General features: G+C 65.3%; 26 protein-coding genes. 11 read left to right on the top strand and 15 right to left on the bottom strand.

What is annotated here, in order from left to right:
• Window positions 1-62: 62 nt before the first annotated feature.
• The 3 genes from GDN70_RS16040 to GDN70_RS16030 all read right to left on the bottom strand — a co-directional run bounded on the left by GDN70_RS16040 (window position 63) and on the right by GDN70_RS16030 (window position 4,606).
• On the bottom strand, window positions 63-1,895 hold the full coding sequence (locus GDN70_RS16040) for a PQQ-binding-like beta-propeller repeat protein (protein ID WP_152102765.1): 1,833 nt from the start codon (window positions 1,893-1,895) through the stop codon (window positions 63-65).
• A gap of 99 nt (window positions 1,896-1,994) precedes the next feature.
• Window positions 1,995-2,708, bottom strand: a complete 714-nt coding sequence (locus GDN70_RS16035) for a class I SAM-dependent methyltransferase (protein WP_095426194.1) — start codon at window positions 2,706-2,708, stop codon at window positions 1,995-1,997.
• A 200-nt stretch (window positions 2,709-2,908) separates the two neighbouring features.
• Window positions 2,909-4,606 carry a methyl-accepting chemotaxis protein gene (locus GDN70_RS16030; RefSeq protein WP_152102764.1) on the bottom strand — a complete coding sequence of 566 codons (1,698 nt, stop codon included), beginning with the start codon at window positions 4,604-4,606 and terminating at the stop codon, window positions 2,909-2,911.
• 237 nt (window positions 4,607-4,843) lie between these two features.
• Between GDN70_RS16030 and GDN70_RS16025 the strand changes: the two genes are divergently transcribed.
• The gene (locus GDN70_RS16025) at window positions 4,844-5,044 is read left to right on the top strand and encodes a hypothetical protein (protein WP_038950518.1); all 201 of its coding nucleotides are present in this window, start codon (window positions 4,844-4,846) and stop codon (window positions 5,042-5,044) included.
• A gap of 3 nt (window positions 5,045-5,047) precedes the next feature.
• Here GDN70_RS16025 and GDN70_RS16020 read toward each other — a convergent pair whose 3' ends face one another.
• Window positions 5,048-5,314 (bottom strand): hypothetical protein, encoded by a 267-nt coding sequence (locus GDN70_RS16020; RefSeq protein WP_131233057.1) that lies wholly within the window; start codon window positions 5,312-5,314, stop codon window positions 5,048-5,050.
• Between GDN70_RS16020 and GDN70_RS16015 the strand changes: the two genes are divergently transcribed.
• Entirely contained in the window at window positions 5,313-5,687 is a 375-nt protein-coding gene (locus GDN70_RS16015; protein WP_152102763.1) for a hypothetical protein, read from the top strand. The genes GDN70_RS16020 and GDN70_RS16015 overlap by 2 nt on opposite strands.
• A 406-nt stretch (window positions 5,688-6,093) precedes the next feature.
• Window positions 6,094-6,348, top strand: coding sequence for a hypothetical protein (locus GDN70_RS16010; RefSeq protein WP_038972369.1), 255 nt, complete (start codon window positions 6,094-6,096; stop codon window positions 6,346-6,348).
• 27 nt (window positions 6,349-6,375) lie between these two features.
• Here GDN70_RS16010 and GDN70_RS16005 read toward each other — a convergent pair whose 3' ends face one another.
• From GDN70_RS16005 to GDN70_RS15990, 4 genes are all read right to left on the bottom strand, one after another.
• Window positions 6,376-6,618 (bottom strand): DUF6719 family protein, encoded by a 243-nt coding sequence (locus GDN70_RS16005; protein ID WP_038972370.1) that lies wholly within the window; start codon window positions 6,616-6,618, stop codon window positions 6,376-6,378.
• Window positions 6,619-6,870: 252 nt separating this feature from the next.
• Window positions 6,871-7,578, bottom strand: coding sequence for an outer membrane protein (locus GDN70_RS16000; protein ID WP_028141092.1), 708 nt, complete (start codon window positions 7,576-7,578; stop codon window positions 6,871-6,873).
• Between the two features lie 288 nt (window positions 7,579-7,866).
• On the bottom strand, window positions 7,867-8,301 hold the full coding sequence (locus tag GDN70_RS15995; protein WP_038974968.1) for a hypothetical protein: 435 nt from the start codon (window positions 8,299-8,301) through the stop codon (window positions 7,867-7,869).
• 211 nt (window positions 8,302-8,512) lie between these two features.
• Window positions 8,513-8,905, bottom strand: coding sequence for a His-rich protein BRANT (locus tag GDN70_RS15990; protein WP_028141094.1), 393 nt, complete (start codon window positions 8,903-8,905; stop codon window positions 8,513-8,515).
• 252 nt (window positions 8,906-9,157) lie between these two features.
• Here GDN70_RS15990 and GDN70_RS15985 point away from each other — a divergent pair, with 252 nt between their 5' ends.
• Window positions 9,158-9,700 (top strand): tetratricopeptide repeat protein, encoded by a 543-nt coding sequence (locus tag GDN70_RS15985; RefSeq protein WP_028141095.1) that lies wholly within the window; start codon window positions 9,158-9,160, stop codon window positions 9,698-9,700.
• 106 nt (window positions 9,701-9,806) lie between these two features.
• A complete protein-coding gene (locus tag GDN70_RS15980; protein WP_038972372.1) occupies window positions 9,807-11,189 on the top strand; it encodes a serine hydrolase in 1,383 nt (460 codons plus the stop codon).
• A 51-nt stretch (window positions 11,190-11,240) separates the two neighbouring features.
• Here GDN70_RS15980 and GDN70_RS15975 read toward each other — a convergent pair whose 3' ends face one another.
• The gene (locus GDN70_RS15975; protein WP_152102762.1) at window positions 11,241-12,809 is read right to left on the bottom strand and encodes a S10 family peptidase; all 1,569 of its coding nucleotides are present in this window, start codon (window positions 12,807-12,809) and stop codon (window positions 11,241-11,243) included.
• 248 nt (window positions 12,810-13,057) lie between these two features.
• On the opposite strand from GDN70_RS15975, the gene GDN70_RS15970 reads away from it, so the two are divergent.
• From GDN70_RS15970 to GDN70_RS15960, 3 genes are all read left to right on the top strand, one after another.
• The gene (locus GDN70_RS15970) at window positions 13,058-13,837 is read left to right on the top strand and encodes an NAD kinase (RefSeq protein ID WP_028141098.1); all 780 of its coding nucleotides are present in this window, start codon (window positions 13,058-13,060) and stop codon (window positions 13,835-13,837) included.
• A 100-nt stretch (window positions 13,838-13,937) separates the two neighbouring features.
• Complete coding sequence (locus GDN70_RS15965) at window positions 13,938-14,483, top strand: response regulator (protein ID WP_008549760.1); 546 nt, start codon at window positions 13,938-13,940, stop codon at window positions 14,481-14,483.
• Window positions 14,484-14,511: 28 nt separating this feature from the next.
• Window positions 14,512-15,090 carry an Hpt domain-containing protein gene (locus GDN70_RS15960; RefSeq protein ID WP_028141099.1) on the top strand — a complete coding sequence of 193 codons (579 nt, stop codon included), beginning with the start codon at window positions 14,512-14,514 and terminating at the stop codon, window positions 15,088-15,090.
• Between the two features lie 153 nt (window positions 15,091-15,243).
• On the opposite strand, the gene GDN70_RS15955 is transcribed toward GDN70_RS15960, so the two are convergent.
• From GDN70_RS15955 to folE, 4 genes are all read right to left on the bottom strand, one after another.
• Window positions 15,244-16,419, bottom strand: a complete 1,176-nt coding sequence (locus tag GDN70_RS15955) for a DUF2336 domain-containing protein (protein WP_028141100.1) — start codon at window positions 16,417-16,419, stop codon at window positions 15,244-15,246.
• A 284-nt stretch (window positions 16,420-16,703) separates the two neighbouring features.
• Window positions 16,704-17,765, bottom strand: coding sequence for a lytic transglycosylase domain-containing protein (locus GDN70_RS15950; RefSeq protein ID WP_152102761.1), 1,062 nt, complete (start codon window positions 17,763-17,765; stop codon window positions 16,704-16,706).
• A gap of 173 nt (window positions 17,766-17,938) precedes the next feature.
• Window positions 17,939-18,361 carry a phosphoribosyl-AMP cyclohydrolase gene (gene hisI / locus GDN70_RS15945; protein ID WP_028141102.1) on the bottom strand — a complete coding sequence of 141 codons (423 nt, stop codon included), beginning with the start codon at window positions 18,359-18,361 and terminating at the stop codon, window positions 17,939-17,941.
• 27 nt (window positions 18,362-18,388) lie between these two features.
• Window positions 18,389-19,081 carry a GTP cyclohydrolase I FolE gene (gene folE / locus GDN70_RS15940; RefSeq protein WP_028141103.1) on the bottom strand — a complete coding sequence of 231 codons (693 nt, stop codon included), beginning with the start codon at window positions 19,079-19,081 and terminating at the stop codon, window positions 18,389-18,391.
• A 235-nt stretch (window positions 19,082-19,316) separates the two neighbouring features.
• Between folE and GDN70_RS15935 the strand changes: the two genes are divergently transcribed.
• Window positions 19,317-19,772 (top strand): iron-sulfur cluster assembly scaffold protein, encoded by a 456-nt coding sequence (locus GDN70_RS15935; RefSeq protein WP_028141104.1) that lies wholly within the window; start codon window positions 19,317-19,319, stop codon window positions 19,770-19,772.
• A 66-nt stretch (window positions 19,773-19,838) separates the two neighbouring features.
• Here GDN70_RS15935 and GDN70_RS15930 read toward each other — a convergent pair whose 3' ends face one another.
• The gene (locus tag GDN70_RS15930) at window positions 19,839-20,738 is read right to left on the bottom strand and encodes a hypothetical protein (protein ID WP_028141105.1); all 900 of its coding nucleotides are present in this window, start codon (window positions 20,736-20,738) and stop codon (window positions 19,839-19,841) included.
• Between the two features lie 247 nt (window positions 20,739-20,985).
• On the opposite strand from GDN70_RS15930, the gene yidD reads away from it, so the two are divergent.
• Together yidD and GDN70_RS15920 are read left to right on the top strand one after the other, a co-directional pair.
• Window positions 20,986-21,324, top strand: a complete 339-nt coding sequence (gene yidD, locus GDN70_RS15925) for a membrane protein insertion efficiency factor YidD (RefSeq protein WP_028141106.1) — start codon at window positions 20,986-20,988, stop codon at window positions 21,322-21,324.
• 92 nt (window positions 21,325-21,416) lie between these two features.
• Complete coding sequence (locus GDN70_RS15920; protein ID WP_152102760.1) at window positions 21,417-21,671, top strand: hypothetical protein; 255 nt, start codon at window positions 21,417-21,419, stop codon at window positions 21,669-21,671.
• Between the two features lie 98 nt (window positions 21,672-21,769).
• Here the strand turns inward: GDN70_RS15920 and GDN70_RS15915 are convergent, their stop codons facing one another.
• Window positions 21,770-22,984, bottom strand: a complete 1,215-nt coding sequence (locus tag GDN70_RS15915; protein ID WP_152102759.1) for a hypothetical protein — start codon at window positions 22,982-22,984, stop codon at window positions 21,770-21,772.
• Window position 22,985: the final 1 nt, after the last annotated feature.

Raw genomic sequence — 22,985 nt, 5'->3', positions numbered from 1 at the left:
GGTCCCGGCTCAGCGCCGCAACGCGGAAGGCGTTGCGGCGCGTCCGGGACACAGCAAGATCCTCACTCCGTCCCCACCTCGAACGCCAGCAGCACGTTGCCGGCGACGCCGCTCCATTGGCCGTAGCCGGAATTGGTGTAGAGCATGCCGCCGGCGATGACCGGCCCGGGGCCGTCGATCGCGCCGCCATGGGCGGGGACGCCGTTCACGGCCTTGAAATCCTGCGCGGTGTCGAACTCCCAGAGCAGCTTGCCGTCGGCGGCATAGGCGCGCAGGAAGCCGCTGACGCCGCCGGAGAACACCACGCCCGGAATCAGGCTCACCGCTGCCGAGAGCGCGGGGCTGCATTTGGGGCGGTCGCCGCAGGCGACCGGCGGCACCTCCATCGCGATCTTGCCGCTGGCGAGGTCGAGGCCGAACAGGCCGCCGCCTTGCGTGGAATCGAGTTGCCGCGTGCCGTCACGCATGAAGCGGACGTCGGAGTTGGCCACATAGATGCGCTCGCCGTCCGCGGCCGAGCCCCACTCGCTGCCGCCGAGCGCACCGCCCTTCCCGATCCTTTTCTGCCACAGGATCTTGCCGCCGTCATCGGGATCGAGCGCATGCACGACACCGGACTTCTGCGCGATGACGAGCACGCGCCTGCCGTCACGCAAGGTCACGAGGATCGGCGACTGGCCGAAATCGTGATCGGGTCCGTGATCCTCCGGACAATTGGACTTGTCCGCGGTGAAGCACGCCACGACGAAGGCATCCTTGGGCGTGGCCTGCTGCTTCCAGAGCAGCTTCCCGGTCGCGAGCTCAAAAGCGAGGATCGCATCGGCGGTTGCCGCCGGCGGGTTCGAATATGAATTGCTGGTCGCCACATAGACGGCATTGCGCTTCGCATCGATCGTCGGCGCCGACCAGATCGCGGCGCCGGACGGACCGAACAGCTGCGTGCCCCTGGCATTCTTGCCGGTTGGATGTGGCACTTCCGGAATCGTATAGGCCTGCCAGACCAGCTTGCCGGTCGCCGCGTCCAGCGCCACGACGCTGCCGCGGAAGGTGCAGCATTCGTAACTGGCTTGCGAGCCTGCGGCTTCCTCGATCGAGGACACCGGCACGTAGAGCACGCCGGAATGCAGCGTCGGCGCACCGGTGATGCGCGCGGCGGCATGCTCCTCGACCTTCGTCTTCCACATCAGCGCGCCGGTCAGCGCGTTCACGGCATAGGCGTTGGCGCGCAAATCGCCGAAGAAGATCGCGAACTGGTCGGAGCCCGGAAGCGGCGCAAAGCTGATCGCGGCGCGCACCGCCGCATCGATCGCCAGCGTCCACAGCGTGCAGCCGCTGCGCGCGTCGAGCGCGTGCACCTTGCGATCGGTGCCGCCGATGAACAGGATTCCGCCCACGATGGTCGGCGGCGCAAACGACACCGAGGCGCCGGGGAACGCATAGGCCCATTTCAATCGCAGGCGCGGCACCTGCTCCGCGGTCAGCCCCGCCATGTCGGCGGGCTGGAATCGGCTGTTGTTGGTGTCGACGCCCCATCCGTTCCAGCGCGGACCGTCAAGGGCTTGCGGAAAACCGATGACCTGTTGCGCGCAGCGGCCTTCCGCGTCGGTTGCAACGCCGCCGGTCGCGATCTTGCCGGTGACGAAGGAAGCGATCGCGCGACGTTCCGCGTCGCTGCGATCCTTTGCCATCGCCGCCATGCTGCCGGAGGTCAACGCCGCCAGGACATGGTCGAACGACATCGCCTGCATGGCGCCGCGGCCCGGCACGCGGCTCTGCACATCGCCGTCGTGGCATTGCGCGCAATGCGCGGCGTAGAGCGCTGCCCCCTCCTGCTGCGCCAGCGCCGGCGCGCTGCACCAGATCAACAACGCGGCCAGGACAGCACATGCTCTCATGGTGGGCTCCGGCAGGTCACCGCGATACGAGATCGCTACACAACCCAAAGTCTATCGCCGGGGCGATCACGGACGCAATGGACGTTCCGCCCGCAGCTGTCACACATCCGTGGCCGTGCGGACGCGATCCGGCAACTCATCCAGCCGCCAGAGCCCGAGGCTCTTGTCGCGCCAGCCGCCATCGCCCTCGTCGCAGCGCTCGTCGATCAATTCGCGCGGCACCGGCCAGTCGAACGGCGCCTTCGTCATGTTGAGCGCGCGCCAGTCGCCATCCTCGCAATCGCAATTGTCCTCCCACTCCGGAAACGTCGTGACGAGCAGGAATTGCGCGCCGCTCTCGCGAAAGCGGCCGATCACGCGGGCGATGTTCTGAAAACTCAGATGCACCAGGCAGTCCCGGCACAGGATCAGATCGGCACGCGGCAGTGCATCGCGCGTGATATCGGCCACCAGGAATCGGCCGGCCAATTCGCCGCGCGCCGCACGCGCGTTGTTGGTCTCGATCAGCGACGGCACAATGTCGATGCCGATATAGTCGAGGTCGAGCTTGACGCGGCCGATCCAGCCGGCATCGCCGCAGGGCGCATCGAGCAGCGAGCGCGCGCCGAGCCGTTGCAGCAGCGAAGGAAGCGCCTCCCGGATCGCGGCGGTGGCCGTGTCCTCCGAGCCGAGGCCCGACACCGAGTTCGTGGCACCCCAAAGGTTCGTCCGCTCGATCCGCTCGAACCGCGCGGCGAGATCGAGCCCAACGAAATTGTCGCGGTCGGCGACGAAGCGTTCGTGGGCCAGCACGGGAGGACGATTGGAGATCATGGGATCGGACTCAAAGTCGAGATTCCGGTGCAAACACGCTATACTCGCGCCCCATGCGCTCGACCACCCCGACAGAGAAGGCCAGGATCGCCGCTGGCGCGGTGACGGCCGTCGTCATGACGGCCGTGCTGCTTGCTCTCGCGCTTGGTTTCCTGCTGGCGCTCTAATTTAAGGCGCGCGACGGGCGGATGCCGGCGGACTTACGCCGTGCGCACCGTCCGCAGGAATTTCCCGACCTCGTCCTTCAGCCGGTTGCTGTCGGTCGCCAGCATCTTGGCGGTCGAGAGCACCTGCGAGGAGGCCGAGCCGGTCTCGGCCGCTCCGCGCTGCACGTCGGTGATGTTCGAGGAGACCTGCTGGGTGCCGTGAGCGGCCTGCTGGACGTTGCGCGAGATCTCCTGGGTGGCGGCGCCCTGCTCCTCGACGGCCGCGGCAATGGTCGAAGACACCTCCGACAGCCGCTCGATGGTCACGGAGATATCGCGGATCGCGTTGACGGATTCCTGGGTCGCGGTCTGGATGCCGGAGATCTGCAGACTGATCTCGCCGGTCGCTTTCGCAGTCTGCTCGGCCAGCGTCTTCACTTCGGACGCGACGACCGCGAAACCGCGGCCGGCCTCGCCGGCACGCGCCGCTTCGATCGTGGCGTTCAGCGCCAAAAGGTTGGTCTGGCCGGCAATCGTGTTGATCAGCTCCACGACGTCGCCGATCCGCGTCGCGGCAACCGAGAGCTCGCTGACCCGCTCCGTCGTGGTGCGGGCCTGGGTGACGGCTTCGCCCGCCATCCGCGCGGATTCCTGCACCTGCCGGCTGATCTCGTTGACCGAGGAGGACAGCTCCTCCGTGGCGGTCGCGACCGACTGCACGTTGCCGGTGGCTTCGCCGGACGCGACGGCGACGACCGAGGTCAGCTCCTGCGCGCGCTGCGCGGTGGTCGCCAGCGTCGAGGACGACGCTTCGAGCTCGGTAGAGGCAGATCCGACCGTCTCGATGATCTCGCCGACGGCGCGTTCAAAGCCGTCGGCGAGGTTGACCATGTCGCGGCGGCGCTGCTCGGCAGCCTGCTTCTCGACTTCGAGCTGCGCGGCCTTGAGGCGCTCGACTTCCAATGCATTGGTCTTGAACACTTCGACCGTCTTGGCCATGTCACCGATCTCGTCGCGCCGGTCCTTCTCGGGCACCTCGGTCCTGAGATCGTTGCGGGCAAGCCCCTCCATGGCGAGCTTGAGCCGGGCGATCGGCTGCGACATCGCCTTGAGGCCGATGAACAGCGCGATCGCGATGCCCAGGATCAGGCCGCCGGCGCTGACGCCGATCACGGTCCAGGTCGCGGCGTGAGCGTCGCGGCTGATGGTGTCCTTGCGCTTGGCCACGGCCTGGGTCGTCTCGGTCGTGAACTTGGCGATGCGTGCCAGGGCCGCATCGAGCACGGGATCGCACTCCTTGTGCGCGCGTTCGGCTGCCCTGGCGTTCTCTTCCGTGCTGCTGGCCTGTGAGCCGGCCTGGAGCACCGGATCGCAGCCGGTGAACGCAGCTTTCAGCTGGTCGCCGATGCCCTTCAGCTCGCCGGCACGCGATGGGTCGTCCTGCTCGGCCGCATCGAGGAATTGACGAATTTCGTCGCGGTTCTGGGTCGCGGTCTTGAGGCGTTTGGCGTTGCCTGCTTCGGTTGCCTCGGTGAAGATCGCATAGAGCGCCGCGTGGTAGGTCTCGGCGCGGCGCTGGGCGCGGGTGAGGTTGAGAGCGGAAGATTGCGCGGCGGAGAGCTCGCCGAAACCGTCGACGGTCGCGGAGAGTTCGCGCACGCCAAAGGCCGCGACGGCGATCATCGCACAGCCCATCACGGTCACGATCAGCGCGACCTTCCAGACGATCTTCAGATTGTTCAAAAAGCTCATCGCAGCCGTCCCAATGATTTTCTGCGCCTATCCCGGCGTGCATTGGAACCGGCGGGCGTTAAGATTTAATGCAAATTGAGGGCGTCATCTTACGGAAAAATAACCCTTTTGAGCCCTCGCCGTAAGTTTCGCGTAAGCTTCGACCGGTTGCGCGGGCGATCCCGACATTCCAGACGGGAACCGAGCCTCGGCGTCGGCCGTTGTTGGCCCATGCGGATCAGGGAAGAAAACCGAAATATGTTTCTGCTGGCGACCGTGACGCTGTGCTGTGTCGCCGTGGCCGGGACATTGATGTTGTTCGAGCCGATGCTTGGGTCGGCCCCCGAAAAGCGGGTCGCCGAGACAGCCGTGATCGACGACACCCGGACACCGGTTCAGACACCGGTCCGGGTGGTTGGCGCACCGTTCGAGCCCAACGTCAATCCGCGCCAGCGATAGCGCTCACCTCGGCGACGCCTGCGTGCCCTCCTCTGGCCGGCCATGCGCACGCGCCAATTCCTCGACGAACGCGATCACCTCCGCCCGCTTGTCGGGCGGCAGCGACAAGAACGCGCGGATGAGCCTCAGGCCCTCCACTTCGTCCGACCGTTCTTTTCCGGAATCCATCTGCCTATTTTCGGGCGACCGGGAAAAATATGCAATCCTTTGTTTACCGCCTTGATTCGCCGCAGCCGCTTTGCTGGAATGGGACCGGCTGAGGTGGATCATGAAATGGATCGTGGAACGTGACGAGCTGATCGCGCAGACACTGGCCTTCGTCCAATCGGTGACCGGCATGAAGGATAATGTCCTTCAGCCGGAAGGGACCCCGGTTGCCACGACAGCCGCGGTCGAGATCGTTGCCGTGGAGGTCGCTGCAGTCGAGATCGAGCTGACGCAAGCTCCGGTACCGCCCCCACCCACTCCTCCGCCGCCACCGCGGGCGATCGGTGATTTCCGCACCGAGATGCAGGCCCGCATCGCCAATTTCCGCAAGCATCAGGAGCGGTTCGAGCGCGAGCGCGAGGAATATTGTGCCGAAACCCTGACCAGATTGCGCGCCGCCATCCACGACGCCCCGGCCCCACCGGTCAGAAAATAACGCGCCACCCCCCATCGGAGGGGCCTACAGCCAGGACCACACCAGCCAAAGATTGGCCGCGCAGGCGCCGAATAACGCCAGCGTCAGCGGCAGGAGCATGTGCCCGCAGGAGGTCTTCAGGTCGCTCGTCATGGCGGAAAACATCCGCTGATTCCGCCAAACGAGTCCCAAGGATTCTTTTTTTCGCGATTCAGGAGTCGTTAAGGACTCAAGGCCCGGCTAAAGCGCGATGCGATGAGGATGAATCGTCATCGCGCTTTAAATTGTTGTTTAATCATGATCTTTTCGGAAAACCGCTGCTCGCTTTCCGGATCATGCTTTAGCCTGGATCACGGGCCCGTGATCGCCAGCCCCCCGGAACCCGCGGCCCGTGAGGTCGTTAATGCGCTTTCCGGGAGCGGGAAGAATGCCCTACGCCTTGTTCTGCAACGACGCCCAGATCAGCAAGGCCTATCCGAGCGAATCCGACGTCTGGAAGCTCGCTTATCGGAGCGGTCTGGTCGTGGACATCAGCGCCGACGAGGAGCGTCCCGGGCCACGCCGGGTGCTCGACAACGACTACGAGATTAAGCCCTGCCGGGTCGTCCAGGGTGAGGACCCCGCCCAAAACAAGGCCGAGGCCGACCGCCAGTCGACGATGGAGCTCGAGCTGAATTCGTGAGGTCCGGCGGCGGAAGCCGCAAAGCGGTCAGGGGGTTGCGGTTGCCAGCGAGGCCTGCTCACCGGCCAGCGCCACGCAGGCCTTGCGGCGATGTAGCCCGCGGATCGCGCCGGTGACCTTGAGCACCTTGCCCGACGGGCAGGACGCGTCCTTGACGAAGGCCACCTCGTAAGGTGCCAGCATCAGAGGCTCGGATTTGAGGATTGTCTGTGCAGAGCACGGCAGGCAGACAAAGCACGAGAGCACCACCGCCGACACCAAGATACGCATGACCGTCGTCCCACCAGCCCGGTAATTCTCATATAACGCTTTCCGGAGCGCGAGTTCCGTAAGCAGCAAAAATTATTTTTGCTTTACCCAAGTCCCATGACGCGCGTGAGAAAGCGCCCGCCGGAATGTTTTCCTGCAAATGACGCGCCAGATGGTTCACGCAAAGCAAACATGGGGCCGACAGGCAAGAGGCTGACAAACGAAAGGCCGGCGGGAAGCCGGCCTTTGTCAGAGCGTGGTCGCGGTAGAGGGTCAGTAGCGCGAGGCTGCCGGACCGCCCCAGCCGAAGCGGTAGTTCACACCGACCTTGACGGTATGCTCGTCCTCCCGGCCGCGAACGCCGACGATGTCTGCCGGACCGGAGGTGAAGGTGGTGCTGCCGAAATTGTAGTACTGGTACTCGGCCTTGGCCGACCAGCTGGGCGCGAACATGTATTCGAGGCCGGCGCCGACGGTGTAGCCGTCCTTGCTGTTGCCGGTGGTGGTGAAGCCCTGCGGCACGCCTGCGACATTGACGCCCAGGCCGCCATTGCGCCAGGCGTAACCGCCCTTGGCATAGAGCAGCGCCGGACCCCAGGTGTAGCCGATGCGGCCGGTCACCGACCCGAGCTGGTCGGTGTTGGAGGTCACCTGCGTGCCCAGCGGGAACGTGACGCCGTTGTTGTTGGTCGGCAGCCAGGAATACTGGGCCTCGATACCCACCACCCAATTGGGCGCGAACTGGTAGTCGAAGCCGCCCTGCACGCCGCCGAGGAAGCGGGCGTCGCTGGACTGGAAGCTGCTGTCGCCGGCGAACGCGCCGCCGACATGGCCGCCGATGTAGAAACCGGTCCAGTTATAAATCAGCTGCGGCGGCGTGTAGGCCGGGGCCTTGGCGTAGGTGCGCGGCTGCATGTCCGCGGCGGCGGCCGGCGCGGCCAGCGCAAGCAGAGCAGCTGCACCCAGCAAAATCGATTTCATGATCATCCCCGTTCTTTCATTTGCGACACTCAGGAAACAACGTGGCGTGAATTGGGTTGCTTCGCGGCGATGCCGGAACGTTGATCGTTCGTGACTGTGACGGTGGGGCAACAACGCGATTTTGTTCCGTCACGTCGTCCTGCACCGACTATTTTTTGTCGTCTGCGCAGGGCCTACCGTAACAATTTGTCGCGAGGTCGAACCACCCCGTTCAAAGCTCGCCGAAATGTGATCCGGCGGCTCCGGCAGTCATCGTTCTAACACCCGGCGATGAAGGCGGGCTTTGCGCTACCGCGTCATCTTTTCCAGTTCCGGAAAGGGTACGTAAACCGCGCCGGCGCAGAGCTCGCTCGTGCGGTCGACGACGCGGTCCGCCCGTCCGTTGACGAAGATCACAGCGCGTTCCCGCATGGCCTTGTAGCTGCCATCGGTCTCGCGCGGGGTGAAATGCAGACAGCTCACATAGAACTGCCGGCCGCCGACCTCGCGCTGGACCGGCTCGGCCATGCTGGCCTCGCGCACGCCGACCGGGTTGTTCAGATAGGTGCGCATCAGCGCCAGGATGTCGCCGCGGAAATTGTCGGGAAACGGCTGCGGCCCTCCGGCCTGGGTCCCCCCGATGATGGTCGGACGATCACCGTCGCTGCCGAAACACGCCGCGAGCGCCAACGCCAATAGCAGGACCGATGCCAAGCTCGCCGCACGTTTCGCCAATCGCCCCACAGATCCCGCTCCCGCTCGAACAGACTAAGGGGACGTTCTAGCCGCAAGGTCGTGCAAAGGGAATTCGCGTCCCCGGGGCTTTGCGACGCACGCACCGTCCCGCCGCCGGCGTCTCGCGCTTTCGCGCAAGGCGCCGAGACGACGGGCCGGGTCTGGAGTCCTGACGCGGCGGCGGGGCAATGCTTGGGATGCCGCCGCGCAGGATCAGTCGTTAGCTGCGCTTCTCGGTGGTTGCCGGCTTGGTGAGGTCCGGCTGCGCCTTCAGCGACTTCTTCGCCGACAGATGCTTGTGGTGATGGCGATGCGTCCGCACGGTCTTGTGCTCGTCGGGCGTGACCGCTGCGTTGGCATTCAGCGCCTTCGACTTGGTATCCACCTTGGCGTCCGCCTTGACGTCGGCGGGCTTCACGTCGCCGGCCTTCGCGTCGGTCTTGGCATCGGCCTTGATGCCGGTGTCCGGTTTTGCGGCGGTGGTCGAGGCCTTGGTCTGGCTCTGGTCCGCCTTGATCACCGGGGCCGTGTTGGTCTTGCCGGCCTCGGCAGCGAAGGCCGGGGCTGCGATCACGGAAGCGGCGAGCAAGGCTGCGGAAATGGTCTTCAACATAGTGGTCTCCTCTTGGAAGGATCTTGAGGCGGCGCCCTCTCGCCTCCCCTTCGATCGTGGGTGGGAGCCTAGGGGCAGCGCGCTGAACCCTGTCTGAAGCCCCCTGCAGGCTTCCGTTCATCTCGATGACAAAAGTTTGTCATCTGCGCCCGGGCGAATAGATCGTGCGAAGCGGGAATGTTTTCGCCAGACGGGTGTTCCGGTCTTCGGGCAATCGTGTAGGATCGCCACGTTCCATACGGGAGAATTTAGATGCGCAAACTCTCAATGCTTGTCGTGCCGGGATTGGTCGCCATGTCGCTGGCGGCCGCGCCGGTGCTGTCCAGCGCCTATGCCGCCGGCAGTGACGAGCCCTCGCCGCCGCCGAAGTCGGACTCCTCGTCCAAGAAGGGCAAGAAGAAGAGCTCTTCCGTCAGCGATCCCAAATTCCTCGCCGCCTATCGCACCGCCTACACGGCGATCTACGACAACCACGACTACACCGGCGCGATCGATCAGCTGAAGTCGCTCAAGCGCGACGACGTCGCCGACGTCGCCAATCTGATCGGCTACTCCTATCGCAAGCTCGGCGACTACCAGTCGTCGAAGGTCTATTACGAGCTGGCGCTGAAGGACGATCCGAACCACGTCCGCACCTGGCAGTATTACGGCCTCTGGCAGCTTGAGCAGGGCAACCGCGAACAGGCGCAGTATCATCTGAACAAGATCGCCTCGCTCGCCGGCACCGACAGCTCCGAGTATCGCTCGCTTGCCACGGCGCTCGACAAGCCGACCGGCGCGACGCTCGTCTACTGAGACAATCGCATCTTCGACCTCGCGAACGGGCACAACCTTTCGGTTGTGCCCGTTCGGCTTTCTCGGCTAGCCTCTCGCATCGATTTTCCCAGCAAATTGGTGTGCAATGGACCCGTGGCTGCGATCCGCGATCGACTACATCGGCTCCTGGATCGAATTCCAACTGACGACCATCCAGCAGCCAGGCGTCATCGTCGCATTCGCCCATCGCGGCGAGATCGTCGCCGAGCATGCGTTTGGCCTCGCCAATCTCGACACCGGCGAGAAGCTCACCCCGCGCCACCGCTTCCGCATCGCCTCCCACTCCAAGAGCTTCACCTCGGCCGGCATCATGAAGCTGCGCGAACAGCGCAAGCTCCGGCTCGACGATCCGGTCGGCCAATATGTCGGTGGCCTGCATCCGCGCGTCGCCGAGACCACGATCGCGCAGGTGCTATCGCACAGCGCCGGGTTGACGCGCGACGGCGCCGATTCCGGCCAGTTCATCGACCGCCGTTCCTATCTCGACGCGAGAGAGTTGCTCGCGGAATTGAAGCTGCCGACCGCGATCGAGCCCGGCACGCGCTTCAAATATTCCAATCACGGCTTTGGCCTGCTCGGCCTCGTCATCGAAGCGGTGACCAAGCAGCCCTACTCCGCCTGGATCAAGCGCGAGATCATCGAGCCCGCGGGCCTGCGCGAGAGCGAGCCGGACGCGCCCCTTCCCAAAGGCGCATCGTTCGCGCGCGGCCATACGCGAAAGCTGCCGTTCGGCGAACGATGCGTGATCCCCGGCGACAATCCCGCGCACGCGATGGCGTCCGCTGCAGGCTTCGTTGCGACGGCCGGCGACACCGCACGCTTCTTCGCGCAGCTTGCGCCCAATGCAAAGAAGAGCGTGCTCTCGGTCGCAAGCCGCCGCGAGATGACGCGACACCATTGGCGTATCCCGCAGGGCTTCGAGGGCTATTACGGGCTCGGCGTCAATGCCGGCAAGACCGACGGCTGGGACTGGTTCGGCCATGGCGGCGGCTTTCAGGGCTACATCTCCCGCACCTGCGCCATTCCCGCTTGCGAGCTCACGATCAGCATCCTCAGCAACTCCATCGACGGCGCGGCACCGTTCTGGGTGGACGGCGCGATGCAGATCTTGCGCGTGTTCAAGGCGCGCGGCACGGCCGACCGGCGCCTGCGCGACTGGACCGGCCGCTGGTGGACGATCTGGGGTGCGAGCGACCTCGTGCCGATGGGCAATCGCGTGGTCGTCGCCAATCCGCAGTTCAACAATCCGTTCATGGATGCCGCCGAGATCGAGGTCACCGGCCGCGACACCGGCAAGCTCGCCTGGGCTGCGGGCTATTCCAGCCATGGCGAGCCGGTGCGCCGTATCCGCGACAAGCGCGGCAGGATCAGCGAGGTCTGGATCGCCGGCGCCAACGTCAAGCCTGCGCGCGTCGTGGCGAAGGAGATCGCCCGTCGATATAAGCCGCGCAAACGGCGGCCTCTTTAATCGGAGCATGATCCTATCGGAAAACCGCTATACACTTTTCCGGATCATGCTCTACTCCCTGATCAGCGCCTCGACCTCGCTGCGAAACGCCTGCCGCGAGCCTCCTTGCGAATAGAACATGTGGCCGCCGGGGTAGACGACGAACTTCACGCGCTGCGTTGCGAAGGCCGGCATCTGATCGAGCACCCGCTTCGTTCCGAAATAGGGCGTGGCAAGGTCGAACAGGCCGTGCGCGACCAGCACGTTCAGCTTGGCATCAGTGGCGAGGATCTGGCGCAGCTCGGACACCGATTGCGGCGGGTTGATGCCACGGCCGAAATCCCAGTGACCTTCCACGGTGCCGTTCAGGACTTCATAGGAGCCGTCGGGCCGCCAGTTGAGCTTGCGCGTGAGCACGTCGACCGCGGCGCTCGTCAGCGGCGCCTGGAGCGCGTCGCCCGAGGGGTCGCCGAACCGCGAGCTGCTCGAATCCGGATAGGGATCGAAGCCGCGCACCGAGGCATCGTAACGTCCCGTCACCTTGCCGTTCTTGCGGTCGAATTCGCGGCGGAATTCACCGACGTCGAAACGGCCGGCGAGCCGGCGGCTCACCGCCTGGTCGATGCCGGTGAGCGCGGCGACCTTGTCGGCAAGACGATTGGTGGCCTCCTTGTCCGCCTCGCCCTTGACGAGGTCGGCCAGGAATTCGCCGCGCGCGTAGGCCTCGACGTCTGCGAGATCGGCGCGCTTGACCGGCCCTTTGGCCTCGCGCGCCACCGCCACATAGCTCGGCAAGGTCGCGACATATTGCAGGAGGCTGGTGCCGGTGAACTCGCGGAAATCCAAGAGCGGCGACACCAGGATCAGGCCCTTGACGCCGACGCCGTGCTGGAGCTGCAACTGGCGCACCACCTTCGGCCCGCGAATGCCGCCATAGCTCTCGCCCGCGACGTATTTCGGCGAGGTCAGCCGGTCGTGCTTCTCGAGCCAGCGGCGGATCACCAGCGCGATCGCGTTGACGTCGCCGTCGACGGAGTAGAACGATTTTCGTGCGTCCTCGCCGCTCGCAATGAAGCGGCTGTAGCCCGTGCTGACGGGATCGATGAAGACGAGATCGGTGAAATCGAGCCAGGTCTCCGCGTTCGGCTTCACCTCGGGCGAGGCTGACGGCGACAGCCCTTCGCCGTCGAGCGGCAGCCGCCATGGACCGGCCGCGCCGAACTGGAGCCACGCCGAGGACGCGCCGGGCCCGCCATTGAACAGGAACGTGACCGGGCGCGTGGCACGGTCGGCGCCGTCGAGCTGGTAGGACGTATAGGCGATGTCGGCCAGCGGCTCGCCCTTGCCGTCGAACACCCGGATGGAGCCGGCGGTCGCGGCGAAATTGAGGGTGCGGCCGGGCAGATCCAGCGTCTGCTTCGTGGTGGAATCCGGGGGGAGACGATGCGGCTCGGCCGCGGACGGCGAGGCCTGCGTCGCGCTTTGCGGATTGGCGGCGCGCCCACCCTTCTGTGCCGCTGGCGATGCCGCCTCGGAGCGCGGCTGCGGCGGATCATCCGCGCGCGCGACACTCGCGAGCGCGGCCGCGGACACGGCCAGCACGAGCCCGGTTCGTCGCAGAGTCGGCAAGATCGTGAACATGATCGTTCTCCCTGCCCGGTTGTCACAGCCGGCGCGCTTCGAACTAGCGCGGAATTGCGACGCTTTGCGGGATCACCGGTCCGATGGGCAAGTAAGGCGCGCGGGCTGGCTCAAATCAACCCGTTTTGTTCTCTGGATCGACAATCGCCCGTTTGCCTTGAGAGGCGGTCATCCTCGACAATGGAGCCCCAGGTCGTATAGACGAGCCCGGCGGAACTTCCTCCAGCAAGCGGCCTGCCCGACAAGCCATGACCAAGCCCCAGCGATACGACCGCATCGCCTTCGTCGCCAGCCCGAGCAGCGAGGCGCAGGCCGCCTTCAGCCAGCTCACCAGGGACTATGGCAATTGCGACCCCAGGGAGGCCGACGTCGTGGTTGCGCTGGGGGGCGACGGGCTGATGCTGCAGACGCTGCACCAGAACATGCGCACGGGAAAGCCGATCTACGGCATGCATCGCGGCACCGTCGGCTTCCTGATGAACGAATACGCGACGCACGATCTGCGGGCGCGGCTCGAGACGGCGCATGAATCCGAGATCAATCCGCTCCTGATGCGCGCAACCGACGCCAACGACCGCGTCCATCTGCACCACGCCATCAACGAGGTCTACCTGTTCCGGCAGACCTCGCAGGCGGCGCGCCTGCGGATCCTGATCGACGAGCGCGAGCGCATGCCCGAGCTGATCGCCGACGGCATCATCGTGGCGACGCCGGCCGGCTCGACGGCCTACAATCTGTCGGCGCAGGGACCGATCCTGCCGATCAACGCCGCCCTTCTGGCACTGACCCCGATCAGCGCCTTCCGCCCGCGCCGCTGGCGCGGGGCGCTGCTGCCCAACACCGCCTATGTCGTGATCGAGGTGCTGGAGGACGACAAGCGTCCGGTCGCGGCCGTCGCCGACCATGAAGAGGTCCGCAGGGTCCGGCGCGTCGAGGTCCTGTCCGACAAGAGCATCTCGATGCGCATGCTGTTCGACCCCGGCCACAGCCTGGAAGAACGCATTTTGCGCGAGCAGTTCGGCTACTGAGCCCCCGCCCCCCCGCGCGCTGCGGGAGCCCGGTCGCAACCCTTCGTTAACCCTCGCCACGATATGGTTAACGAAGGTTGACCGCTTTGGCCCGGGCGTCATGTTCCGTATCGACTTCAACAAGCTGCGCTTCCTCGTCTGTGACGACAATCCGCACATGCGCCGCATCCTGCGCACGCTGTTGCATTCGTTCGGCGCGCGCGAGGTCTATGAAGCCGAGGACGGCGCCACCGCGCTCGAAATGTACAGCCATTACGTGCCTGACATCGTCATCACCGACTGGGCCATGCCGATCTTCGACGGGCTCGAGCTCGCGCAGATGATCCGGCAGCCGGAATCCAAGGGCAACCCCTACGCGCCGATCATCATGCTGACCGGCCATTCCGAGAAGCGCCGCGTCACCGTGGCGCGCGATGCCGGCGTCACCGAATTCCTGGCCAAGCCGATCTCGGCCAAGGGGCTCTATCAGCGCATCCTCAACGTGGTCGCCAATCCCCGCCCCTTCATCAAGACCAAGACCTATTTCGGGCCGGACCGGCGCCGCAACACCAATTCCGCCTACATGGGCCCCGAGCGCCGCGTCGGCGAAAAGCACGAGGTGCTCCAGCAGCCCTCGCTGCTCGACAAGGCCCGCTCATCCATCTAGCGCAACGTCTTCAGACGAGGCAGGCATCATGGCGAAGAACAGCGCAAAGGACATCGAGGTCACGGCCTTCGCCACGCATCAACTCATCACGCAGCCCAACCCGCTGCGGAAAGTTCTGCGCCGGGTCGAAGACAAGGACATGGACGATCCGATCGGCCGCGCCGAGCAGGCGCTGGCGGGCCTGTCCGGCGAGTTCAAGGATTGGATGACGACCGAGGTCAATCGTCTGTCGGCCGCCTATGTCGCCATCCGCAATGACGGCTTCACCAAGGAGCGGCGCGACGAGCTGTTCCGCGCCGCGCACGACATCAAGGGCGACGCCGCGACCTTCGGCTATCCGGCCGCGGCCGGAATCGCCGAGAGCCTGTGCCGCGTCATCGAGCACGCGCCTGATCTGGAAAAGGTGCCGGCCGAACTGTTCACGCACCACATCAACGCCATCCTCGCCATCGTGCACGAGAACACCAGGCTCGACAGCATCAGCGTCTCCGCCGAGCTCAGCCGCCGCCTGCGCAAGGTCGCCGACGACTATCTCGCCCATGTCAACCGCGACCGCCCCGAGCATCTCGAGGTGATCCTGGCACCGAGCATCGCGCCGACGGAGTAAGGGTTCGGCTCTATCACCACGATCAGAATCGTAGGGTGGGTTAGCGTAGCGTAACCCACCACTTCTCTGTTTGCGTGGAAAGCAAAGAGGTGGGTTACGCCTGCGAGCTGCGCTTCGCGCAGCCGCAGGGCTAACCCACCCTACGGCAGCTCGCTACGCCGCGATCAGATCGCCATACACAGGATCGATCGCATCGTCCGCGACCAGCTCGTCGCAGAACAGCCTTGCCTCCTCCCGCGCGGATTCGGTGGCGAAGCGGCGCAGCAGGACCATCAGCGGCTCGGTGACGCCGCGGTCGGTCTCGCAATGGGTGAGCACGCGCTCGACCATGCGCCGGCGCAACCGCACCGCGCCGTCGTCGCTGTCGACGAAGCCCTGCTCGTGGCAGGCATCGAGCGCGACCTGGAACGCCGCGAACGTCGCCTCGGGTAGCCCGGCGCGGCGCAGCAGCGCGTGCAGGCTGTTGCCGCCGCGGTCGTGCAGCAGCGCGGTGACGCGCGCCAGCGGCAGGTCGGCAAGCTCGGCCAGCGCCGCGTCGAAGAGGTCGAGATTGCTCGACAACAGCGCGCGCAAGATGAGACCCGCCGTGAGCTGGCCGGTGATGCGCAGGTGTCGCACCAGGCCCTGCATATCCTCGCCGCGCGAGCGCGATGCGATATTCATGGTGGAGCGGTCGCGCGCCTCGAGCGCGATGCGTTCGGCGCGGTCGGCGCTGAGCCAGTTCCGCGCCACGACGAACTGCGCCAGCGTCTCGGAGAGTTTCGCGACCAGCGCGGCGCGGGTTGCGGACGGCAGATCGTCCAGCACCAGCATCGCCTCGCGGATCGCGGCGAGATGGCCGTGGCGCTCGACGATGCGATCCCAGGAGAACGGCGCAAGCTCGGCGTTGGGATTTTCGATCAGCTCCAGCGCGGCCGCCGCGCAGCCGACTTCGGCGATGGCGGCGCAGACCGAGACCGGCAGCGCGATGCGGCGTGCGACCGCGCATTGCACCTCGTGATTGCCGGTCGCGACGAGGTCGACGAGATCGGCGTCGATCAGCAGCGGGGAATGTTCGAGCACGGGCAGCGCGACGGTCGGCTGGTCCGCCGACAGCGCCCGCACGATCGAGGCCGGCGCATCCGTGCTGCGCGCAAAGGCCTCGGCCATCGCCTGCCGCACCAGCGGCGAGGGATCGTCGAGCTGCATCAGAAGCGCGCCTTCGGCGGCGATGCGGTCGTCTGTCGAAAGGTCTGAGATCAGCCAGGCCCGGGCCAACGCCCGTGTGGCCTCGGCCCGCTCGCCGGCGGGCGCCGTCCTGATCCAATTGATGAACTGCCGAACAATCATGCTGCTTCCGGCTTACACAACAAACGAAATTGGTGACGGCTCGTCACCTGGAACACAAAATAAACCACGACGCTTAACAAAGCGTTCACCATAACTGGCTGGTTTTATTGACGTTTTGTTAAGGGAACAAAGGCGCTCGGCTTGCGTGCCCCGGACGCAGCGCAGCACGAGGTGATGCGAGCTGAGCCGGAGTCCATGTCCGACAGGATGATTTGCTGCGGCATGGGTCCCGGCTCTGCGCAGCAGCGTTTCACGCTGCGGCGCGTCCGGGACACGAGACCTGATTAGCTCGAGAACGTGCCGCTGCGATCGCTGAACAGATCGAGCGGCTGCGGCGGCCGCACATCCGGCGTCGCGGATGCGACTGACGTGAGCGAGGCGTTGTTGCCCCACAGCTTCTGCACCGTGGTCGAAACCGGCTGCGTGGCATCGCCGGGCTGATAGATCGAACGAAACACCGGCGTGGTCGGGGCACTGTTGGAGACCGTCGTCGTCGATGTCGCACTGACGGGCGTCACCGCGCGTGTGTTCGGGAAGGTCTGGAGATAGGCGGCGTTGTCGATGACAGGTGCGGTCGGCTGCACGCCGCTCGCGCTCGCAACCTCCGTGGTCGACGGCGTGCCGCCATACATCGCCATCGCGCTGCGGGTCGTTTTCGAATTGGCCGCGCTGGCATAGCGCGAGTCCAGCACCGAATAGACTTCGGAGACGCTGCGGGCGCGGCCGTCCCTGGCATAAAAAATCGAACGGTTGGCGGATGCCGCATTGGGAAACAGCCGCGCGCCGACCGCTTGCGGATTGTCCTCGGCATTGGCAATCAGTTTCGCGGCCCCGCCGACGCCCATGAAATGCGCCATGTAGAGTTCGCTGTCGCTCGGCCTGCGCCCGAGCAGGCCCGTCAACTTGAAACTGTTCGACTGCGTCAGCGCCGCCGCCATGCTGGAGGCGGCCTCGGGATCGTCGCGCAGCTTCATGATCGACCGCTTCATCGCGGGATCGTCGACGGCGTAGCCGCCCGACGTGGTCCTGGAGATCGCGTTGGCATAATTGCCATAGCCGAGCTGGGGGCCCGCCTCCTTCACCGTGCCGAGCCAGGTCTGGTCGATGAACTGGTAGAGCCCGTGCGCGGATGACGTCGTTGCACCCGCCGTCGGATCGAAATCCGATTCCATCTTGGCGGTGGTCAGCATGTACTGGAAGCTGACGCCGGAGACATTCGAGGCCTGCTTGATCGCACCGGCGACGCGCGCCCGCGACGGATCGAGAACCGCCGTCTGCGTGGCACTGGAATTGTCGACCGACATGATGAAGTGCCCGCCCCGCGCGGCGTTGAGCAGCGCCGGCAATTCGGCGCCTGTCGTCTCACCGTGGGACAGGTATGGTTAATGCGGGGTTAAATTGGCCCTCGCTGTCGTGCCGGGGCGCGCGTAGCGCGAGCCCGGAATCCATCGCAAGGCATTACGCGCAGCTGAAGGGATTCCGGGCTCGCACCTTCGGTGCGCCCCGGAATGACAGCGAGCTACTTCTTGTAGACCGCGTTCGGGTCGAACAGCCGCTCCGCATCGGCGAAGACCAGCTTCGCCCCGCCGCCTTCGGCCTCGACCTTGCGATAGAAGCAGGATCGCCGCCCGGTGTGGCAGGCCGCGCCGATCTGCTCGACACGGATCCAGACCGCGTCCTGGTCGCAATCGGTCCGCATCTCGATCACGCGCTGGGTCTGACCCGAGGTCTCACCTTTTCGCCACAAGGCATTGCGTGAGCGGCTGAAGTACCAGGCCTCGCCGGTCGCGATCGTCTTGCGCAGCGCCTCCTCGTTCATGTGCGCGACCATGAGCACATCACCGGTGGCGACGTCGGTCGCGACGCAAGTCACGAGGCCGCTCGCGTCGAAGCGCGGGAGGAAGGACAACCCTTCCTCGATCTCATGGGAGTGAGCGGACATAGCGACCCTCGCCGTTAACTTGCGAGGTCAGCGCTGCAGGCCTCGCACCAGGGACAGGAAACGGGCCTGCTCCGCCGGGTTGTCGCGGAACATGCCGGTGAAGCGGCTGGTGAAGGTGGAGGCGCCATGCTTGGCGACGCCGCGCACCGACATGCAGGTATGCTCGGCCTCGATCAGCACCGCGACGCCGCGCGGCTTGAGGACCTCGTCGATCGCAGCCGCGATCTGCGCCGTCAGATGCTCCTGGGTCTGGAGCCTGCGGGCGAAGATGTCGGTGAGGCGGGCGAGCTTGGACAGGCCGACGACGCGTTCCACCGGCGTATAGGCGATGTGCGCCCTGCCGTAGAACGGCATCATGTGATGCTCGCATTGCGAGGTGAACTCGATGTCGCGCACCAGGACGAAATCGTCATACCCCGCGGTCTCGCCAAAGGTGCGGTCGAGCACCTCGGCCGGGCATTGGTGATAGCCCTGATAGAGCTCGTCGAAAGCCTCGACCACGCGGCGCGGCGTGTCGAGCAGGCCCTCGCGCTCGGTGTTCTCGCCGATATAGGCGAGCAGCGTCTTCACCGCCTGTTCGGCCTCGGCGCGCGCCGGGCGCGGCTGATCGGCGCGGACGGCGGCCGCGAGGAATTCGGCGGGATCAAGCTCGGCCGGTCGGCTCTCGGGCTGCCGGTCGGAGGGCATGTTGGGGCGGATGGATTTGATGGTCGCGTCCATGTCTACTCCGTTCGACGGCCTTGCGGCCGAAGTGTCACCGGCAGACGGGGCGGCATGCCGCCGGACGCCTGAAGAGAACAGTTGAACCCGGCGAAATGGTCCTCATCTCTCCCGTCGGCCGCATGGCCTATCGCCACCGCCGCTGGACTGTTTTTCCGCCAGTTCCGACCCTATATAGGACCGTGGACGGCGCCCGCCAAGGCCGATCCGATGCGGAAGTGCTGGACTCCATCACATGCTGAACGACATCTACAACAAGCGGATCATCGAGTTGGCCGGGAATATTCCGCGCCTCGGACGGCTGCCGGACCCCGATGCCTCCGCCACCGCCCACTCCAAACTGTGCGGCTCGACCGTGAAGATCGATCTCAAGATGGAGGGCGACAGGGTCACCGACTTCGCCCATGACGTGAAGGCCTGCGCGCTCGGACAAGCCTCCTCATCCATCATGGCAAGTCGCATCGTCGGCTCGACTGCGAGCGAACTCCGTGAGTTACGCGAAACTGTTCGCAAGATGCTGAAGGAGAACGGTGCGCCTCCTGAAGGCAAATGGGAGGAGATCAAGTTCCTCGAGCCGGTCCGCGACTACAAGGCGCGGCACGCCTCGACGCTCCTGACCTTCGATGCGGTGGTCGACGCCATTGGCCAGATCGAAGCCAAGGCCAAGCAGCCGGCTGCGGCGCAGGGCTGAACTCCCCGGAACGACACGGGGCGTCGCAAAGCGACGAACCCGGAATCACTATCAAGATTTCAGAGCTTACTTCTGCGTCGCCGGAGCCGGCGCGGCCACGCCACCGGTCGGCACCAAGGCTTCGGCCGTCTTGGTCGACTTGGCAGGCTGCGACTGCTCCGGTTCCGCGCCGAACCTTGCCTGAGTCTTCGGCGCAAGCTCCGCCATTGCCGGCGCAGAGATGTCCACATGCGGCAGCACGTCGGCGACGAGGTCGGTCGTCACGAGATTGGTGAGCTTCAGCTCGCCGGCGTCCAGCTCATGCAGGTCTTCCCAGGGCGGCACGCTGAGCGCGAGCGACAGCAGGTCACCGGCTCCGCCCATGTCGAAGGTGTATTTGGCAAGCCGGCCGATGTCGCGTTCCACGATCATCAGGTCCTGCGCGCTGTAGCTCGCTGCCTTGGCATCGTCGGCGCGGTCGCCCATCCAGATCTGGTGGACGCGGACATGGGCAGCTTCGGGCACGTAGCGCTTCTTGCCGGCCAGCAGCAGGAACACACACATGGATTCGCAATAGGCCTCTGGCGCAACCGCCGGGCGTGCGGACTGCCCGCCGCGGAGACTTACGCCGACCGTGGTCAGGAGTCCGAGATTGCGGAAGCGTCGGCCGAGGGTGATCGCGTCGTTGACGGAACCGCCGCTGGAATCGAGCACCACGGTGGCGCCGCCGAGCTGCCGTCCGCGGGAAAACTCCTCGAAATCCTTCGGTGTGTCAGCGGTGATGATGCCGACCGCGCTGACCCAGCCGCGGCAGTTCGGCTCGCAGGCAATCCAGTTGAACTTCATCGGCAGCTTGCGCTCTTCGAGAGCAACACCCGCGCGGGCCGATGACCCGAGTGTCGCGACGGCGCCAGCCAGCACGACTCCACAGACGGCGGTTCCCACCAGCAACCAGCCGCGAAGATTAAGGGAGTTCAGAAGTCTCAATCTGGTTCCTTCCCCAAGCCCCTAAGGTCCCTAACAATCCTTGGTAGCGCCCTCTGAGTCCATCATACAGGCGTATGTTTCTACACATGGACGTCACAAAAATGGTATCCGTGGGAATACAGATCGTCCACAGGTACTTGCTGCACTGCTCCCAAAAAGCACGCAAAATATGGCGCGCAAACAACAGCTTACAGTTCCCTGCGCCGGAACCGTGCAACACCTCGCCTAACCTCGCAGCACATCGCACATGAAGCATTCAGCCTGCGGGCATTGTTCCAGTTCCGTCGAAGGGGCGTTTCGGCTCCCGCGCAGATTCGGCCGTGCGTTGATTTGGCTCTACCGGCACACGCTGTCGCCCTTGGTCGGTTACAATTGCCGGCATCTGCCGACTTGCTCCGTCTATGGCGACGAGGCGATCGAACGGTTCGGGCTCTGGGCCGGCGGCTGGATGACGCTTGCGCGCCTGCTGCGCTGCAATCCGTTCGGCACGTCGGGCATCGACAATGTACCGCTCACGGCACCGCCAGGCGCGCACTGGTATCTGCCATGGCGCTACGGCCGCTGGCGCGGCGTCAATGCATCCTGAGATTGCTGTGATGCTTTGCGCATCGGTGGCCTGAGGGGAACCGCAAGCTTTCTTCCCGCGTTGTTTCGATGCTCCCCCGGGAGGAAACAACAATGCGCTGGAAAATCAGCCCTCATCTTCACTTCAGGCTTTCTCACTTCAGGCTTTCTCACTTCAGGCTTTCTCACTTCAGGCCTGGGCCCACCCCCGGCTCCAGGCGGCACCACGACCCCAGAACCCTGGATCTGCTCGCGATCGTCGCCTTGCTCGCGCTCGTGCTTGGCTCCGGCTGGTATCTGGCGACGAGCTTAGCCACCGCGCCGAGCACGACGGCGTTCATCGTGCCAAGCCAGAGCGTGCACTGGTAGCTAAAGCGCAATGAGAATTGGATGAATCGTTGTCGCTTTAGCCTGTTGTTTGCGCATGATCATTTCGGAAAACCGCTTCGCACTTTTCCGAATCATGCTTAGCGGAACCAGTAGAAGCGCCCGGGCGGCGGCGGGATCGGCTCGGGCGGCCGCAGCCGTTTCGGACGCGGCGGCTTCGGCGTCGGATCGGCCGACGAGGTGGCCTCCCCGCCCGGCGCCGTTTCGGTACCCGGCACCCTCACCGCCAGCAACAAATTGGACTCGTGCATCCGCCAGCGGTAGCCGACGCCGAAATCGATCGGCTGGGCCCGCGTGAACAACTCGGAATAGCGCTCCTGGTAGCGGCCGGGGAATTCGTCGATCGGCCCGAGATAGCGGCCGAACGGGAAGAACCGCCATTGCCGCGCGCCGTAGTTCGCAAGCGGAATACCGGAATCGTCCTGGATGATGGTGGCGCTGTTGGCGAGCAGCCAGTCGCGAACGACGGTGAAGTTTCCGGAGTGCATGAGATAGGACGCACTCTTGAGCAGGCTGTTGCCGGGCCCGAGCGTCTCGCAGAATTTCAGGAATCCGGTGTTGCGCGCGCCGGCATTGGAGAGGTCGGTCGAGAAATAATGCAGCGTGCGCGCCTCGCCATCGCTGCCGGCGAAGGTGATGCGAACGCCGCGCGTCGCGTTGCGCCCCGGATTGTCGTCGCCGACATGCAAGCCCCCCTTGTCGTCGAGCGCGATCATCTCGACGTTGCGGATGGTCTTGCCGGAGCGCGCGAGGAAGACATAGAGGATCGGCAAGGTCCCGTTGACCTGGTTGGCGTGCAGGTCGACCTTCATCTGCTTGGTGATGAAGAAGGAAAAGCTCAGGATCGAGCCGAGCGAGCGCTCGACATTGTAGAGCGCCGCGCCGACCGCGCCGCGCGGCAGCCGCGTCAAATCGGGCACGGCGCCGACCGGCTCCAGCGCGCCGAGCACGTAAGTGCTGGCCTTGGAATGGAAAGCGTTGGCGTAGAGGAAATCGGGGCCGCTGAACATGTAGAACATGGTCGGCCGGGGCGCGGCGAGATTGACGTCGGCCCAATCGCGGATCTTGGAGAGCTGGCGCTGTTCGAGCTGGGCGAAGGCGCCGTCGAAGAACTTTGCATGGCGCTGCCAGCCCGGATCCTTCGTGAGCGCCACCAGCGGCGAGTCCGCCGAAGGCTGCATGCCCGCGAGGAAGCGCGCGGTGTCGTCGAAGCTCACCTCGGCGGCGTGCGCGGACGAGACGGCCGCAGCCAGCAGGGCAAGAGCTGTGGCCGCAATTCTGAGGGGACGAAACATG

The sequence above is a fragment of the Bradyrhizobium sp. TM102 genome (assembly GCF_009176685.1).
Lineage (GTDB): Bacteria > Pseudomonadota > Alphaproteobacteria > Rhizobiales > Xanthobacteraceae > Bradyrhizobium > Bradyrhizobium ottawaense.
The sequence above is the reverse complement of the archived record's forward strand: the minus strand, read 5'-3'. Positions and strand labels throughout refer to the sequence as shown.

Excerpts from the sequence above, each read along its gene's own strand:
- GDN70_RS16040 (WP_152102765.1), bottom strand. The coding sequence starts at position 1,895 with ATGAGAGCATGTGCTGTCCTGGCCGCGTTGTTGATCTGGTGCAGCGCG.
- GDN70_RS16035 (WP_095426194.1), bottom strand. The coding sequence starts at position 2,708 with ATGATCTCCAATCGTCCTCCCGTGCTGGCCCACGAACGCTTCGTCGCC.
- GDN70_RS16030 (WP_152102764.1), bottom strand. The coding sequence starts at position 4,606 with ATGAGCTTTTTGAACAATCTGAAGATCGTCTGGAAGGTCGCGCTGATC.
- GDN70_RS16025 (WP_038950518.1), top strand. The coding sequence starts at position 4,844 with ATGTTTCTGCTGGCGACCGTGACGCTGTGCTGTGTCGCCGTGGCCGGG.
- GDN70_RS16015 (WP_152102763.1), top strand. The coding sequence starts at position 5,313 with ATGAAATGGATCGTGGAACGTGACGAGCTGATCGCGCAGACACTGGCC.
- GDN70_RS16020 (WP_131233057.1), bottom strand. The coding sequence starts at position 5,314 with ATGATCCACCTCAGCCGGTCCCATTCCAGCAAAGCGGCTGCGGCGAAT.
- GDN70_RS16010 (WP_038972369.1), top strand. The coding sequence starts at position 6,094 with ATGCCCTACGCCTTGTTCTGCAACGACGCCCAGATCAGCAAGGCCTAT.
- GDN70_RS16005 (WP_038972370.1), bottom strand. The coding sequence starts at position 6,618 with ATGCGTATCTTGGTGTCGGCGGTGGTGCTCTCGTGCTTTGTCTGCCTG.
- GDN70_RS16000 (WP_028141092.1), bottom strand. The coding sequence starts at position 7,578 with ATGAAATCGATTTTGCTGGGTGCAGCTGCTCTGCTTGCGCTGGCCGCG.
- GDN70_RS15990 (WP_028141094.1), bottom strand. The coding sequence starts at position 8,905 with ATGTTGAAGACCATTTCCGCAGCCTTGCTCGCCGCTTCCGTGATCGCA.
- GDN70_RS15985 (WP_028141095.1), top strand. The coding sequence starts at position 9,158 with ATGCGCAAACTCTCAATGCTTGTCGTGCCGGGATTGGTCGCCATGTCG.
- GDN70_RS15980 (WP_038972372.1), top strand. The coding sequence starts at position 9,807 with ATGGACCCGTGGCTGCGATCCGCGATCGACTACATCGGCTCCTGGATC.
- GDN70_RS15975 (WP_152102762.1), bottom strand. The coding sequence starts at position 12,809 with ATGTTCACGATCTTGCCGACTCTGCGACGAACCGGGCTCGTGCTGGCC.
- GDN70_RS15970 (WP_028141098.1), top strand. The coding sequence starts at position 13,058 with ATGACCAAGCCCCAGCGATACGACCGCATCGCCTTCGTCGCCAGCCCG.
- GDN70_RS15965 (WP_008549760.1), top strand. The coding sequence starts at position 13,938 with ATGTTCCGTATCGACTTCAACAAGCTGCGCTTCCTCGTCTGTGACGAC.
- GDN70_RS15960 (WP_028141099.1), top strand. The coding sequence starts at position 14,512 with ATGGCGAAGAACAGCGCAAAGGACATCGAGGTCACGGCCTTCGCCACG.
- GDN70_RS15955 (WP_028141100.1), bottom strand. The coding sequence starts at position 16,419 with ATGATTGTTCGGCAGTTCATCAATTGGATCAGGACGGCGCCCGCCGGC.
- hisI (WP_028141102.1), bottom strand. The coding sequence starts at position 18,361 with ATGTCCGCTCACTCCCATGAGATCGAGGAAGGGTTGTCCTTCCTCCCG.
- folE (WP_028141103.1), bottom strand. The coding sequence starts at position 19,081 with ATGGACGCGACCATCAAATCCATCCGCCCCAACATGCCCTCCGACCGG.
- GDN70_RS15935 (WP_028141104.1), top strand. The coding sequence starts at position 19,317 with ATGCTGAACGACATCTACAACAAGCGGATCATCGAGTTGGCCGGGAAT.
- yidD (WP_028141106.1), top strand. The coding sequence starts at position 20,986 with ATGAAGCATTCAGCCTGCGGGCATTGTTCCAGTTCCGTCGAAGGGGCG.
- GDN70_RS15920 (WP_152102760.1), top strand. The coding sequence starts at position 21,417 with ATGCGCTGGAAAATCAGCCCTCATCTTCACTTCAGGCTTTCTCACTTC.
- GDN70_RS15915 (WP_152102759.1), bottom strand. The coding sequence starts at position 22,984 with ATGTTTCGTCCCCTCAGAATTGCGGCCACAGCTCTTGCCCTGCTGGCT.